Source organism: Pseudomonas sp. LBUM1649 (genome assembly GCF_059716155.1).
This window is the reverse complement of sequence record NZ_CP166807.1, coordinates 248,303-261,534: the sequence shown is the minus strand read 5'-3', so window position 1 is coordinate 261,534 and position 13,232 is coordinate 248,303. Positions and strand designations below refer to the sequence as shown.

Annotated in this window: 13 protein-coding genes; 9 read left to right on the top strand and 4 right to left on the bottom strand. The window is 59.9% G+C overall.

All coding sequences use genetic code 11. From position 1 onward, the window contains the following. The first annotated feature begins 28 nt into the window (after positions 1-28). From tauB to tauD, 3 genes are all read left to right on the top strand, one after another. The gene (gene tauB, locus ACA058_RS01120) at positions 29-808 is read left to right on the top strand and encodes a taurine ABC transporter ATP-binding subunit (RefSeq protein ID WP_497639842.1); all 780 of its coding nucleotides are present in this window, start codon (positions 29-31) and stop codon (positions 806-808) included. Then, positions 805-1,635, top strand: a complete 831-nt coding sequence (tauC, locus tag ACA058_RS01115; protein WP_497637466.1) for a taurine ABC transporter permease TauC — start codon at positions 805-807, stop codon at positions 1,633-1,635. Before tauB ends, tauC begins: the two co-directional genes overlap by 4 nt. 150 nt (positions 1,636-1,785) lie before the next feature. Continuing rightward, entirely contained in the window at positions 1,786-2,628 is an 843-nt protein-coding gene (gene tauD / locus ACA058_RS01110) for a taurine dioxygenase (RefSeq protein WP_497637465.1), read from the top strand. 123 nt (positions 2,629-2,751) lie between these two features. Here tauD and mgrA read toward each other — a convergent pair whose 3' ends face one another. Further along, a complete protein-coding gene (gene mgrA, locus ACA058_RS01105; protein ID WP_497637464.1) occupies positions 2,752-3,789 on the bottom strand; it encodes an L-glyceraldehyde 3-phosphate reductase in 1,038 nt (345 codons plus the stop codon). Between the two features lie 133 nt (positions 3,790-3,922). Beyond that, positions 3,923-4,813, bottom strand: a complete 891-nt coding sequence (locus ACA058_RS01100; RefSeq protein WP_497637463.1) for a LysR family transcriptional regulator — start codon at positions 4,811-4,813, stop codon at positions 3,923-3,925. Positions 4,814-4,932: 119 nt separating this feature from the next. Here ACA058_RS01100 and ACA058_RS01095 point away from each other — a divergent pair, with 119 nt between their 5' ends. Continuing rightward, positions 4,933-5,673 carry an SDR family oxidoreductase gene (locus tag ACA058_RS01095; protein WP_497637462.1) on the top strand — a complete coding sequence of 247 codons (741 nt, stop codon included), beginning with the start codon at positions 4,933-4,935 and terminating at the stop codon, positions 5,671-5,673. 63 nt (positions 5,674-5,736) lie between these two features. Beyond that, complete coding sequence (locus ACA058_RS01090; RefSeq protein WP_497637461.1) at positions 5,737-5,997, top strand: hypothetical protein; 261 nt, start codon at positions 5,737-5,739, stop codon at positions 5,995-5,997. An 8-nt stretch (positions 5,998-6,005) separates the two neighbouring features. On the opposite strand, the gene betT is transcribed toward ACA058_RS01090, so the two are convergent. Continuing rightward, on the bottom strand, positions 6,006-7,961 hold the full coding sequence (betT, locus tag ACA058_RS01085; RefSeq protein ID WP_497639841.1) for a choline transporter BetT: 1,956 nt from the start codon (positions 7,959-7,961) through the stop codon (positions 6,006-6,008). Between the two features lie 343 nt (positions 7,962-8,304). Then, on the bottom strand, positions 8,305-9,231 hold the full coding sequence (epsC, locus tag ACA058_RS01080; RefSeq protein WP_497637460.1) for a serine O-acetyltransferase EpsC: 927 nt from the start codon (positions 9,229-9,231) through the stop codon (positions 8,305-8,307). 190 nt (positions 9,232-9,421) lie between these two features. On the opposite strand from epsC, the gene ACA058_RS01075 reads away from it, so the two are divergent. The 4 genes from ACA058_RS01075 (at position 9,422) to tcyN (ending at position 12,932) form a co-directional block, all read left to right on the top strand. Next, on the top strand, positions 9,422-10,414 hold the full coding sequence (locus tag ACA058_RS01075; protein WP_497637459.1) for a D-cysteine desulfhydrase: 993 nt from the start codon (positions 9,422-9,424) through the stop codon (positions 10,412-10,414). Positions 10,415-10,706: 292 nt separating this feature from the next. Continuing rightward, the gene (tcyJ, locus tag ACA058_RS01070) at positions 10,707-11,507 is read left to right on the top strand and encodes a cystine ABC transporter substrate-binding protein (RefSeq protein WP_401312607.1); all 801 of its coding nucleotides are present in this window, start codon (positions 10,707-10,709) and stop codon (positions 11,505-11,507) included. Continuing rightward, positions 11,507-12,172 (top strand): cystine ABC transporter permease, encoded by a 666-nt coding sequence (gene tcyL / locus ACA058_RS01065; RefSeq protein WP_497637458.1) that lies wholly within the window; start codon positions 11,507-11,509, stop codon positions 12,170-12,172. Before tcyJ ends, tcyL begins: the two co-directional genes overlap by 1 nt. 4 nt (positions 12,173-12,176) lie before the next feature. Beyond that, positions 12,177-12,932, top strand: a complete 756-nt coding sequence (tcyN, locus tag ACA058_RS01060) for an L-cystine ABC transporter ATP-binding protein TcyN (RefSeq protein ID WP_497637457.1) — start codon at positions 12,177-12,179, stop codon at positions 12,930-12,932. Positions 12,933-13,232 lie beyond the last annotated feature (300 nt).

Sequence of the window (13,232 nt, the reverse complement as noted above, 5' to 3'; positions counted from 1 at the left end):
GGAGTTAATGGCGATGGCTTAGTTACAGCTGGAGCGCATCAGCGCACAGTACCCCGGCAGCCCGGAACCGGTGTTGGCGGATATTTCCCTGACCCTGGGGCCCCAGCAGTTGCTGGTCGCCCTCGGCCCGTCCGGCAGTGGCAAGACCTCGCTGTTGAACCTGATTGCCGGTTTCGTCGAGCCCAGCGCCGGGCGTATTACCCTCGACGGCGTGCCGGTCAAAGGCCCGAGCGCCGAGCGCGGCGTGGTGTTCCAGGACGACGCCCTGCTGCCCTGGCAGGACGTGCTGGCCAACGTAGGCTTCGGCCTGGAACTGGCCGGCATTGCTCGGGACAAACGCGAAATCCGCGCACGGGAAATGCTCGCGCTGGTGGACCTTTCCGGTTTTGAAAGCCGCCGGATCTGGCAACTCTCGGGCGGCCAAAAACAGCGTGTCGGCCTGGCCCGCGCGCTCGCTGCCGATCCGCGTGTATTGCTGATGGACGAACCCTTCGGTGCCCTCGACGCCTTCACCCGCGAACAGATGCAAGAGCTGCTGCTGCAAGTCTGGCGGCGCACCGCCAAACCGGTGTTTTTGATTACCCACGACATTGAAGAAGCGGTATTCCTCGCCACGGATCTGATTCTGCTGGCACCGAATCCGGGGCAGATCGTCGAGCGTCTGCACCTGGATTTTGGTCAACGGTACGCCGCGGGTGAATCGGCAAGGTCGATCAAGTCCGATCCGCGCTTTATCGAAACCCGCGAACACGTGCTCGCCAAAGTGTTCTCCCAACGCAGCGCCGCACAGCGGCAGGAGCGCGCATGAGCAGCTACGAAATTCCCGCCGCTGCGGTTAAATCAGCCACGGTCGTTCCACTGCGCCGTAGTTTGAGCACCCGCTGGATCAGTGTGCTGACGCTGGTCGCCCTCGTTGCCATCTGGTGGGCCGTTACAGCGACCGGTTTGATTGAACCGCTGTTCCTGCCACCACCGTCCGCCGTGCTGCAAAAAGGCTGGCTGCTGGTCACCAGCGGCTACATGGATTCGACCTTGTGGCAGCACTTGGGGGCGAGCCTCAGCCGCATCGGCCTGGGCCTCGGCTTCGCAGTGCTGACCGCCGTGCCAGTCGGTATCGCTATCGGACACAACCGCATTGCACGCGGCATTCTCGATCCGCTGATCGAGTTCTACCGCCCTATTCCACCGCTGGCTTACCTGCCGCTGATCGTGATCTGGTGCGGTATCGGTGAGTTGTCGAAAGTGCTGCTGATCTACCTGGCCATTTTCGCCCCGATTGCCATCGCCACCGCCACTGGCGTGCGAACCGTCGACCCGGCCAAATTGCGCGCCGCGCAGTCACTGGGTGCCACCCGCGCACAATTGATCCGCCATGTGATTCTGCCGAGCGCCTTGCCGGACATATTGACTGGCGTGCGTATTGGCCTGGGCGTGGGTTGGTCGACGCTGGTGGCCGCCGAATTGATCGCCGCCACCAGCGGCCTGGGTTTCATGGTGCAGTCGGCTGCGCAGTTCCTGGTCACCGATGTGGTGGTGCTGGGGATTCTGGTGATCGCGCTGATTGCCTTCGCCATGGAGATGGGCCTGCGTGCCCTGCAACGCAAACTGGTGCCATGGCACGGCCAGGCACATTGATGACTGAATAAACCTGTGGGAGCGAGCCTGCTCCGGGCGGCGTTCCGACGATAGCGATGTATCAGTCAAAACAATGTTGGCTGACAAACCGCCATCGCGAGCAAGCTCGCTCCCACAAAAAGCACGGCCCCCGGATTGAAGAGAACCACCATGAGCAACCTGACCATCGTCCCTCTTAGCTCGGCCCTCGGCGCACAGATCAGCGGCGTCAATGTCAGCCAGCCGCTGAATCTGGAACAACGCGACGCCATCGAGCAGGCACTGCTCAAGCACCAGGTGCTGTTCTTCCGTGACCAGCCGATCACCCCGCAGCAGCAGGCGCGATTCGCTGCCAATTTCGGTGACCTGCACATCCACCCGATCTATCCGAACGTGCCGGAACAACCTGAGGTGCTGATCCTCGACACCGCCGTCACCGACGTGCGTGACAACGCGATCTGGCACACCGACGTGACCTTCCTGCCGACCCCGGCCATGGGCGCGGTGCTCAGCGCCAAGCTGCTGCCGGAGTTTGGCGGCGATACCCTGTGGGGTAGCGGCATCGCGGCGTATGAAGCCTTGTCGGCGCCAATGAAAAGCCTGCTCGAAGGGTTGACCGCCACCCACGACTTCACCCGTTCGTTTCCGCTGGAGCGCTATGGCAACACGCCTGAAGCGCTTGCCCAATGGGAAGAGACACGGCGCAAGAATCCGCCGCTGTCCCACCCGGTGATCCGCACGCATCCGGTGAGCGGACGTCGCTCACTGTTCGTCAACGAGGGCTTCACCTCGAAGATCAACGAGCTGTCGGAATCCGAGAGCGAGGCGATCCTGAAGTTCCTGTTCGCCCATACAACCCGGCCGGAATTCACCATTCGCTGGCGCTGGCAGAAAGACGACATCGCGTTCTGGGACAACCGCGTGACTCAGCATTACGCGGTGGATGATTACCGGCCGGCGCGGCGGGTGATGCAGCGGGCGACGGTGTTGGGGGATGTGCCGTTCTTTCGCTGAACCGATCGTTCCCACGCTCTGCGTGGGAATGCAGCCCGGGACGCTCCGCGTCCCATCGAGAGCCGAACGCGGAGCGTCCGTTGAGGCATTCCCACGCAGAGCGTGGGAACGATCAGTGCTCGCTTACTCCGCCGTCGAAGGCTTCTCCCACAGATTGATCCCACCCTCCTGGGCAAACCGATCGATCTCCGCCAACTCTTCAACACTGAAGCTCAAATTCTTCAACGCCCCGACGTTCTCGATGATCTGCTCCGGCCGGCTCGCGCCGATCAGCGCCGAAGTCACCCGTGGATCGCGCAGGGTCCAGGCCAACGCCAGTTGCGCCAGGCTTTGACCGCGACGCTTGGCGATCTCATTGAGCGCACGCACCTGGGCGATGTTGGCTTCGGACAAGTGCGAGGCCTGCAACGAACCACCGCCCGGACGGTTGACTCGCGCATCCGCCGGCACGCCGTTGAGATACTTGTCCGTCAGCAGCCCCTGAGCCAGCGGCGTAAACGCAATCACACCCGTACCGAGTTCGTCGGTGGTGTCCAGCAGGTCTTTTTCAACCCAGCGGTTAAGCAGGTTGTAAGCCGGTTGGTGAATCAACAACGGGACTTTCCACTCTTTGAGCAATGCCGCTATTTCGCGGGTTTTCACCCCGGAATACGACGAGATACCGACGTACAACGCCTTGCCCTGTTGTACGGCGGTAGCCAAGGCGCTGGCGGTTTCTTCCAGCGGGGTGTCCGGGTCGAAACGGTGGGAATAGAAGATGTCCACATAGTCCAGGCCCAGGCGTCGCAGGCTCTGGTCAAGGCTGGCGAGCACGTACTTGCGCGAACCGCCGCCCTGACCATAAGGACCGGGCCACATGTCCCAACCGGCCTTGCTGGAAATGATCAACTCGTCGCGGTACTGCTTGAAGTCTTCACGCAGCAAACGCCCGAAATTGATCTCGGCACTGCCGTACGGCGGGCCGTAGTTGTTGGCCAGGTCGAAATGGTTGATCCCAAGGTCGAACGCCGTGCGCAACAACGCACGCTGGGTATCGATCGGCGTGCTGTCGCCGAAGTTGTGCCACAGGCCCAGGGACAGCGCCGGCAGCACCAGCCCGCTGCGGCCCACGCGGCGGTAAGGGATAGAGTCGTAGCGGTTTTCGGCAGCGGTGTAAGTCATCGAATCCTCTCTTGTCTGTCTTGAATCTGGTTGCCCAGCATACGCCCAGACCAACGTCAGAAAACCCCGGACTCGAGAAAATGCTGAAACGTTTCACGGACGATCGTTCCAACGCTCTGCGTGGGAACGATTTTCATCCGGCATCCGCAAACACCTCCCCCAACCAATCCACAAATACCCGAACCCGTGGCGACATGTGGCGATTGTGCGGATACAACACTGACACCGGCATCGACGGCGGTGGGGTGGCGGTGAGGATTTCCTTGATCAGTCCCTGGGCGATCTGCGTTTCCATGCGGTAGTGCGGACACTGGATCAGGCCTAATCCGGCAATCGCCGAGGCGGCGTAGATTTGCGCGCCAAACACCGAAACGGTGCCATCGATGGGCACTTCCTTGAGTTCGCCATCGACCATGAATTCGAATGGAAACAATTTGGCCGTCGTGCGCGAGACGTAGTTCACCGCGCGATGGTTTTTCAGATCGGCGAGGCTTTTTGGCTCGCCGTGTTGGCGCAGATAGCTGGGACTGGCGCAGGTGATCTGGCGCAGGTTCGCAACTCGTTTGCCGATCAACGTGGAATCGCCAAGGGTGCCGGCGCGCAGCACGCAATCGACGCCTTCGGTGATGAGATCAACGTGGCGGTCAGCCTCGCTGATGGACAGTTCGATGTCCGGGTAACGGGCCATGAATTGCGGCAAGGCCGGGATCACGAAATGCTTGGCCAAGGTACCGTGCAAGTCGACCCGCAGCCGCCCTTTTGGCGCCACGCCGCGAAACGCCAGTTCGGCCTCTTCCAGCTGCGCCAGCAATTGCACACAACGCAGGTAGTACGCCTCGCCATCCAGCGTCGCGCGCACCTTACGGGTGCTGCGTTCCAGCAGACGCGTGCCGAGCCAGGCTTCGAATTGATTCAACGTGTGGGTCAGCGTTGCGCGCGGCAGGTTCAGGTCATCCGCCGCCAGGGTGAAGCTGCTGCGCTCGTAGATACGCACGAACACCTTCATCGCTTTGACTTGATCCACGCTGAACTCCTACGCTCGATTGTTGGCGATTATTGAACAGTCAAGGCCACTCTCGTGCATTTATCGGCCTGAGTAAACATGTGAAATTGGCCCCACACCCAACCAACAGGAACATCGCCATGACCACTCAAACTTCCAGGGTTGCCCTCGTGACCGGCGCCTCCCGCGGCATCGGCGCGGTCATTGCCAGGCAACTCGCCAGCGAAGGTTTCGCCGTCGTCATCAACTACGCCAACAGCGCCAGCAAAGCATCAAGACTGGTTGTAGAGTTGCGTCAAGCCGGCAATCAAGCCATAGCGATCAAGGCCGACGTGGCCAGTGCCGACGACGTGCGCCGGATGTTCGATGAGACCGAAATCCAGTTGGGCAAGGTCGACGTGCTGGTGAACAACGCCGGTATCCTCAAGGTCATGCCGCTGGCGCAACACAGCGACGAATTGTTCGAGCAGAACTTCAACATCCATGCGCGCGGCACCTTCAACACCCTGCGCGAAGCCGCCACACGTCTGAACAGCGGCGGACGGATCATCAACTTCTCCAGCAGTACCGTGGGCCTGAACCTGCCGGGCTATGCGGTGTACATTGCCAGCAAGGCAGCGGTGGAATCGTTGACCCAGGTATTCGCCAAGGAAATGCGCGGGCGCAATATCACGGTCAACGCCGTGGCACCTGGCCCGGTGGCAACCGATCTGTTTCTGCATGGCAAAAGCGAAGAACAGATCCAGAATTTCGCGAAGATGGCGCCGCTGGAGCGTCTCGGGCAACCAGAGGATATTTCCCGAGTGGTGTCGTTTTTGGTCGGGCCGGAGTCGGCGTGGGTCAATGGGCAGATTCTGCGGGTGAATGGCGGGCTGGTTTAACTATGCTCGGTGTATTGGGGTGAATCAGTAATGGCAGCTCACACCTGAAGGGAGGCACACACCATGCACACCACCATCATCATCACTTTCGGCCTGATCCTGCTCGCTCTGATGCTGTTCATTGGCGAAAAAATCGGCTTCCCGCGCCAGGTTCTCGCCTACAGCTTCATCGTGCTGTGGCTGGCACTGACGCTGATCAATGGCGCGGTGGGCATGGTGCATGCCGGCCAGCCATTGGGCACAGAACTGGTGGTCGGCAGCGCCGTGTTCGGTATCCCGGTGGCGGCGCTGGTGTTGTTCATGGTGTTGACCACCGAGACCTGAAGACCCGCTCAACGCACCAGGTGCAGGAACTGCATGTGCCGCTCGTACTGATCAAGGATGTCATTGATGATCTGTTCCTTGGTGTATCCCACCAGATCGTAGTTCTGACTGCCCTCGCTCAAATGCACTTCGGCCCGGTAATAACGACGATTATTGAGCTCCTTGGAGCCCATGCCACCCCGGGCAAACGACGGCGTAAAGTAACCGCGCATTTGTACCTGATAGATGAATGGGTGTTCATCCCCGTGACCGATTTCCAGGCTGACGCTGTCATTGACCGGCTCCGGGTGAGTCACGACGCTCAGGCCCTTTTCGATAAACACCGCCGACACCTCTTCGATGGCGGGGCGCACCGTCGAATCGAGGAAGCGATAGACCTCGTCCCGCGACGGGAAATGCACCGCCTGGCTCAAGCGCTGACGCCAACCACCGCGCCGCGAGCCGGACACCGGTGCCAGGGAATGCATCTGCGCAATCTGCTTCTGCGATTCCAGATAAAACGCTTTATGCAGCCCCCACATCATCAATAGCAAAATCAGCGAAAACGGCAGCGAAGTCAGGACCACGGCTGACTTCAACGCATCGATGCTGCCGGAAAACAGCAGCGCGCTCGTCACCAGCGCGGTCATCGCGCCCCAGAACACCCGCAGCCATTTCGGCCCGTCTTCATCGGGGTTGCCACCCTTGGCGGACAGCGTCGACAACACCACGGTGCCGGAGTCGGCAGAGGTGACGAAGAACACGAAGCTGATGAACACGGTGACCGCGATCACGGTTTTGCTCCATGGGTAGGTTTCCAGCAGCAGGTAGAGGGTCATCGACGGGTTGTCGATGGCCGACATGCCCAGCGCCGACATGCCGTGGTTGAGCACTTGGTCGATGGCGCTGTTGCCGAAGATCGACATCCACGCCAGGGTGAAACCCAGCGGAATCAGCAGCACGCCGAAGACGAATTCGCGGATGGTCCGGCCACGGGAAATCCGCGCAATGAACAGGCCCACGAACGGCGACCAGGCGATCCACCAGGCCCAGTAGAACACCGTCCAGCCACCCAGCCAGTCGCTGGGCTTGTCGTAGGCGTAAAGGTCAAAACTCTTCATCGGCAAGGCGCCAAGGTAGTCGCCAACGTTCTGGATCAGGGTATTGAGCAGATGCTGGGTGGGCCCGGCGAACAACACGAACAGCAGCAGCGCACAGGCCAGCAGCATGTTGATGTCGGACATCACCCGCACGCCCTTGTCGACACCGGATACCGCCACGATGATTGCCGCGCCCATCATCAGCGTGATCAGCCCGACCTGAATCCACTGGGTGTGAGCGATGCCGAACAGGTAGTCCAGACCCGAGTTGAGGTGCAACACGCCAAAGCCCATGTCGGCACCTAGACCGAAGACCGTGGCGATGATGCCGAAGCCGTCCACCGCGTAACCAATGGGGCCGTTGATGCGTTTGCCGATCAGCGGGTACAGCGCCGAGCGCAAGGCCAGCGGCAGGTTATGCCGATAGGCGAAGTAGGCCAGCGCCATGCCGACAAAGGCGAACACGCCCCAGCCATGCAGGCCCCAGTGCAGAAACAGAATCTGCATAGCCTGCCGCGCCGCATCCGCCGTGCCCGCCTCGCCCTGAGGCGGCTGCAACATGTGGGTCAGGGGCTCGGACACGCAGAAGAAAAACAGCGTAATGCTGATCCCGGCGGCGAACAGCATGCCGGCCCAGGACAGATAACTGAATTCGGGCTCGTCGTGGTCGGCACCGAGTTTGATCTTGCCGTAGCCCGATAACGCGGTGACCACCACGAAGACCAGATACAAGGTCATCGCCAGCATGTAGTACCAGCCAACCGTGTTGGCTGCCCAGTTTTGCGCCGCCAGCAACCAGGCGCCGGCCTGTTCGGGCATGGCCATGACCACGACACCAAACAACAAAATGAAAGTCGCCGCGAAGTAAAACACCGGCGGATTCATGCGGACCAGGCCGCTTGGAGGAATGGACGATGCACTCATTGACGGTGCACCTCGAAGGGGTCAAACGTGGCTGTAGAAATCGGACTCAGCAAAGGCAAGCCTCCTGTTGTGAGCGGGCAGCGAACCACCGGTTTAACTTGAATGAACGTTCAAGTTAAACATGAATAGGGTGCTAAGGACTAATCGCAGGGCTCGGCGGTCGTCTTGTGGCGAGGGGATTTATCCCCGCTGGGCCGCGAAGCGGCCCCCAAAAAAAACAGAGGTTAATCCAGATAGATCACGGTTTTTTGCTTTGCGGCTGCTGCGCAGCCCAACGGGGACAAATCCCCTCGCCACAAAGGGTCTACTTCTGCGCCCCATCATCAAGCTGCAGATTCGCCTGGGTCAGATTACTGCCCGCCGCCACACTGCGCGTCAGCCAGACATTACCGCCAATGGTCGAACCCTTGCCGATGGTGATCCGCCCCAGAATCGTCGCCCCGGCGTAAATCACCACGTCATCCTCGACAATCGGATGCCGCGCCTGGCCCTTCTGCAGCTGGCCGTCTTCGTCCGCTGGAAAGCGCTTGGCACCCAAGGTCACCGCCTGATAAATCCGCACCCGCTCGCCGATGATCGCGGTCTCGCCGATCACCACGCCGGTCCCGTGGTCGATGAAGAAACTGCGGCCTATCTGCGCGCCCGGGTGAATGTCGATGCCCGTGGCCGAATGGGCAATTTCCGCGCTGATCCGTGCCAGCAATGGCAAGCCGGCGCGATACAAATGGTGGGCGAGGCGATGGTGAATCACCGCCAGAATGCCGGGATAGCACAGCAGCACTTCATCGACGCTTCGTGCCGCCGGGTCGCCGTGATAGGCCGCCAGAACGTCGGTGTCCAACAGGCTGCGTAGCCCCGGCAACGCGAGGGCGAAGTCTTGAATGATCTGGATGGTTTTAGCCTCAACCTCAGCGTCGGCCTGGGTGCTGTGGCGAGCGGCGTAGCGCAATTCCAGTCGCGCCTGAGCCAGCAACGCATTCAACGCCACATCGAGGGTGTGCCCGACGTAGAAATCCTCACTCTCTTCGCGCAAGTCCACCGGCCCCAGGCGCATCGGGAACAGCGCACCGCAGAGCGCTTCGAGAATGTCCGCCATGGCCGCCCGTGACGGCAACTCGCGACCACCCTGCTCACCGCTGGCGCGGCCGTTTTGTGCACGCCACTGCTCACGTGCCGTGCGCAGTTGGCTGACGATGGTTTGCAATTGCCAATGGCTGGAACGCTCACTCACGGTAAAAACTCCTCACGGGCGGCCGGACTGTCTGGCCGCACTGACGGCGATTACTTTACGGCAAGGCCCGCAAGCCAAATTAAGAACCAATTGTGCTGTGGTAAGCGCAATCGGCTATAAGCGATTGCCGGTTGCCCCGACAAAGTGGCGTGCCTATAGTCCAGAGATATTCCACCGCCAGTACGGACCCATGATCAAACAACAGCTTGCCCGCTTCGACCGTCTCGACCTGCTCACTCAGCCCACCGCCCTGGAAAAACTTGAACGCCTGTCGGCGTGGCTAGGGCGCGACGTCTACGTCAAACGCGATGACCTGACCCCATTGGCGATGGGTGGCAACAAGCTGCGCAAACTTGAATACCTGGCAGCCGATGCCCTGGCCCAGGGCGCCGATACATTGATCACGGCGGGGGCGCTGCAGTCCAACCATGTACGCCAGACCGCTGCCATTGCGGCCAAGCTGGGTCTTGGCTGCGTGGCCCTGCTGGAAAACCCGCTGGGCACCGATGACGCCAACTATGTCGGCAATGGCAATCGGCTGTTGCTGGACCTGTTCGATGCCAAGGTCGAGCTGGTAGAAAACCTGGATTACGCCGACGAGCAATTGCAGTCCCTGGCTGCCCGTCTGCGCAGCAACGGCAAGAAGCCGTACCTGGTGCCGATCGGTGGCTCGAATGCGCTGGGCGCCCTGGGTTATGTGCGAGCCGGGCTGGAACTGGCCGAGCAGATCAAGGACACCGGGCTGAATTTCGCCGCCGTCGTCCTGGCCTCGGGCAGCGCCGGGACTCACAGCGGCCTGGCGTTGGCCTTGAGCGAGGCGTTACCGGATTTGCCAGTAATCGGCGTCACGGTTTCGCGCAGCGATGAAGATCAGCGGCCAAAAGTACAGGGCCTGGCCGAGCGTACGGCCGAATTACTGGGGGTGACGTTGCCGGCGAGCTTCAAGGTCGAGTTGTGGGACGAGTATTTCGCGCCGCGCTATGGCGAGCCCAACGCCGGGACGCTGGCAGCGGTGAAGCTGGTGGCTGGTCAGGAAGGCCTGTTACTGGACCCGGTCTACACTGGCAAGGCCATGGCGGGGTTGTTGGACGGGATTGGACGTCAGCGTTTCGATGAGGGTCCGATCATCTTCCTGCATACCGGTGGAGCGCCGGCGTTGTTTGCCTACACAAGCTTTTTGTAAGGGCCAAAGATCAAAAGATCGCAGCCTTCGGCAGCTCCTACAGGTGCACGCCAACCCCTGTAGGAGCTGCCGAAGGCTGCGATCTTTCATCAGGCAAAGCATATTCCATTAAGAAATAACAATAATAGAATTTATTAGTTTCTAATCTAAAAGCGCCATCATATAGTCTCGCCGCAGGCGAATTTGCAGCGAGACGCATACGCTGCTTTAGGGCAGGATATCGCATTCGTCCAAATCCCGAATTTGCCAACTTTCCTAAAGCGTCTTCCATAAGAAAACACAGGGGCTTGTCATGAATTTTTCCGCACTACGTCGAAATCTGCTGGTGGGTTCGCTGGGCCTGGCACTCAGTGCCGGCCTGATCGGCCAGGCAGTGGCCGGTGAGCAACTGCAACAAATCAAGGATAAAGGCGTGATCAACGTCGGCCTGGAAGGCACCTACCCACCGTTCAGTTTCGTCGACGCCGACGGCAAGCTGACCGGCTTCGAAGTCGAATTCTCCGAAGCCCTGGCCAAAGAGCTGGGTGTGAAGGTCAAACTGCAACCGACCAAATGGGACGGCATCCTCGCGGCACTGGAATCCAAGCGCCTGGACGCCGTGATCAACCAGGTGACCATCTCTGAAGAGCGCAAGAAGAAGTATGACTTCTCCGAGCCCTACACCGTTTCCGGGATTCAGGCGCTGGTACTGACCAAGAAAGCCGCCGAGCTGAACATCAAGTCCGCAGCCGACCTGGGTGGCAAGAAAGTCGGCGTGGGCCTGGGCACCAACTACGAGCAGTGGGTCAAAGCCAATGTCCCGACTGCTGACGTGCGCACTTACGAAGATGATCCGACCAAGTTCCAGGACCTGCGTGTCGGCCGTATCGACGCCATCCTGATCGACCGTCTGGCCGCACTGGAATACGCCAAGAAAGCCAAGGACACTACTGCCGCCGGTGACGCGTTCTCCCGTCAGGAAGCCGGCATTGCCCTGCGCAAAGGCGAGCCTGAACTGCTGGCAGCCGTGAACAAGGCCATCGACAAGCTGCGCGCCGACGGTACGCTGAAAAAGCTTTCGGAAAAATACTTCAGCGCTGACGTCACCCAATAATGGAAGAAGCTTTTCAACTCGCACTGGACTCCCTGCCCTTCCTGCTCAAGGGGGCGTACTACACCGTCATCTTGAGCCTGGGCGGGATGTTCTTCGGGCTGCTAATGGGTTTCGGCCTGGCGTTGATGCGCCTGTCGCGCTTCAAGCTGGTGAGCTGGATCGCCCGCATCTACGTGTCGTTCTTTCGCGGCACGCCGTTGCTGGTGCAACTGTTCGTGATCTATTACGGCTTGCCGCAATTGGGCATGGAACTCGATCCACTGCCGGCGGCCCTGATTGGCTTCTCGCTGAATATGGCTGCCTACGCCTGCGAAATCCTGCGTTCCGCGATCAGCTCCATCGAACGCGGTCAGTGGGAAGCCGCTGCCAGTATCGGTATGACCCGTGCGCAAACCTTGCGCCGGGCCATCCTGCCGCAGGCGATGCGCACCGCATTGCCGCCGCTGGGCAACAGCTTCATTTCGCTGGTCAAGGACACCGCGCTGGCGGCCACGATTCAGGTGCCGGAGCTGTTCCGTCAGGCGCAACTGATTACCGCCCGAACCTTCGAAGTGTTCACCATGTACCTTGCCGCCGCGCTGATCTACTGGGTTCTGGCCACGGTGCTATCGCACCTGCAGAACCAGCTGGAAGCACGGGTCAACCGGCACGACCAGGAGTCCTGACCCCATGATTGTCGTGGAAAAACTGACAAAGCAGTTCAAGGGTCAAGTCGTGCTCAACGGCATCGATCTGCAAGTGAAGGAAGGTGAGGTGGTGGCGATCATCGGGCCAAGCGGCTCGGGCAAGACCACCTTCCTGCGCTGCCTGAACTTCCTTGAAGAACCCACCAGCGGCCGGATCAAGGTCGGCGATATCGAGATCGATACCAGTCGCCCGTTGAACCAGCAGCAAAGCCTGGTGCGCCGTTTGCGCCAGCACGTGGGCTTCGTGTTCCAGAACTTCAATCTGTTCCCCCACCGCACCGCCCTGGAAAACGTTATCGAAGGCCCGATCATCGTCAAGAAGATCGCGCACGCCGACGCCGTTGCCCTGGGTAAAAAGCTGTTGGCCAGGGTCGGTCTGGCAGGTAAGGAAGACGCTTACCCGCGCCGCCTTTCCGGTGGTCAGCAACAGCGTGTGGCGATTGCCCGCGCGCTGGCAATGGAGCCGGAAGTGATCCTGTTCGATGAACCGACCTCGGCGCTTGACCCGGAGCTGGTGGGCGAAGTGCTGTCGACGATTCGCAGCCTGGCCGAAGAGAATCGCACCATGGTCATCGTCACCCACGAAATGGGCTTCGCCCGCGACGTGGCCAATCGTGTGGTGTTTTTCGACAAGGGTGTGATCGTCGAACAAGGCGAATCGAAGGCATTGTTTGCCAACCCCAAGGAAGAACGCACGAAACAGTTTCTCAGCAAGTTCCTGAACAACGCTCACAATTAACAACCCTCGCAACACCGGTTAACTTCCACGGATGGAAGTGCCACTCTCCTTTTACAAAACCCACTCTTACATAATTAAATGCACGTGCACGACAAGCACATTTTGTCAGCGCGCTCTATACATATATGTATTGCGCAACAGTTTTACTGACTGGACCTCAATCGCACCAAAATTACCCCAACCCCTCAAAAAATGCTGCTCTGAGCAGGCAGATTCGACGCATCGGGACGGCTTATTAACTTCAACGCGTAGGACTTTTCTGAATAACACCCAATATTCCATTTAACTAATCCACTCTAT

Bases quoted from the DNA above. Each gene is read 5' to 3' on its own strand.
- ACA058_RS01090 (WP_497637461.1), top strand. From the start codon at position 5,737: ATGCACACCACCATCATCATCACTTTCGGCCTGATCCTGCTCGCTCTG.
- tcyJ (WP_401312607.1), top strand. From the start codon at position 10,707: ATGAATTTTTCCGCACTACGTCGAAATCTGCTGGTGGGTTCGCTGGGC.
- ACA058_RS01095 (WP_497637462.1), top strand. From the start codon at position 4,933: ATGACCACTCAAACTTCCAGGGTTGCCCTCGTGACCGGCGCCTCCCGC.
- tcyN (WP_497637457.1), top strand. From the start codon at position 12,177: ATGATTGTCGTGGAAAAACTGACAAAGCAGTTCAAGGGTCAAGTCGTG.
- tcyL (WP_497637458.1), top strand. From the start codon at position 11,507: ATGGAAGAAGCTTTTCAACTCGCACTGGACTCCCTGCCCTTCCTGCTC.
- betT (WP_497639841.1), bottom strand. From the start codon at position 7,961: ATGAATCCGCCGGTGTTTTACTTCGCGGCGACTTTCATTTTGTTGTTT.
- mgrA (WP_497637464.1), bottom strand. From the start codon at position 3,789: ATGACTTACACCGCTGCCGAAAACCGCTACGACTCTATCCCTTACCGC.
- ACA058_RS01075 (WP_497637459.1), top strand. From the start codon at position 9,422: ATGATCAAACAACAGCTTGCCCGCTTCGACCGTCTCGACCTGCTCACT.
- tauD (WP_497637465.1), top strand. From the start codon at position 1,786: ATGAGCAACCTGACCATCGTCCCTCTTAGCTCGGCCCTCGGCGCACAG.
- tauC (WP_497637466.1), top strand. From the start codon at position 805: ATGAGCAGCTACGAAATTCCCGCCGCTGCGGTTAAATCAGCCACGGTC.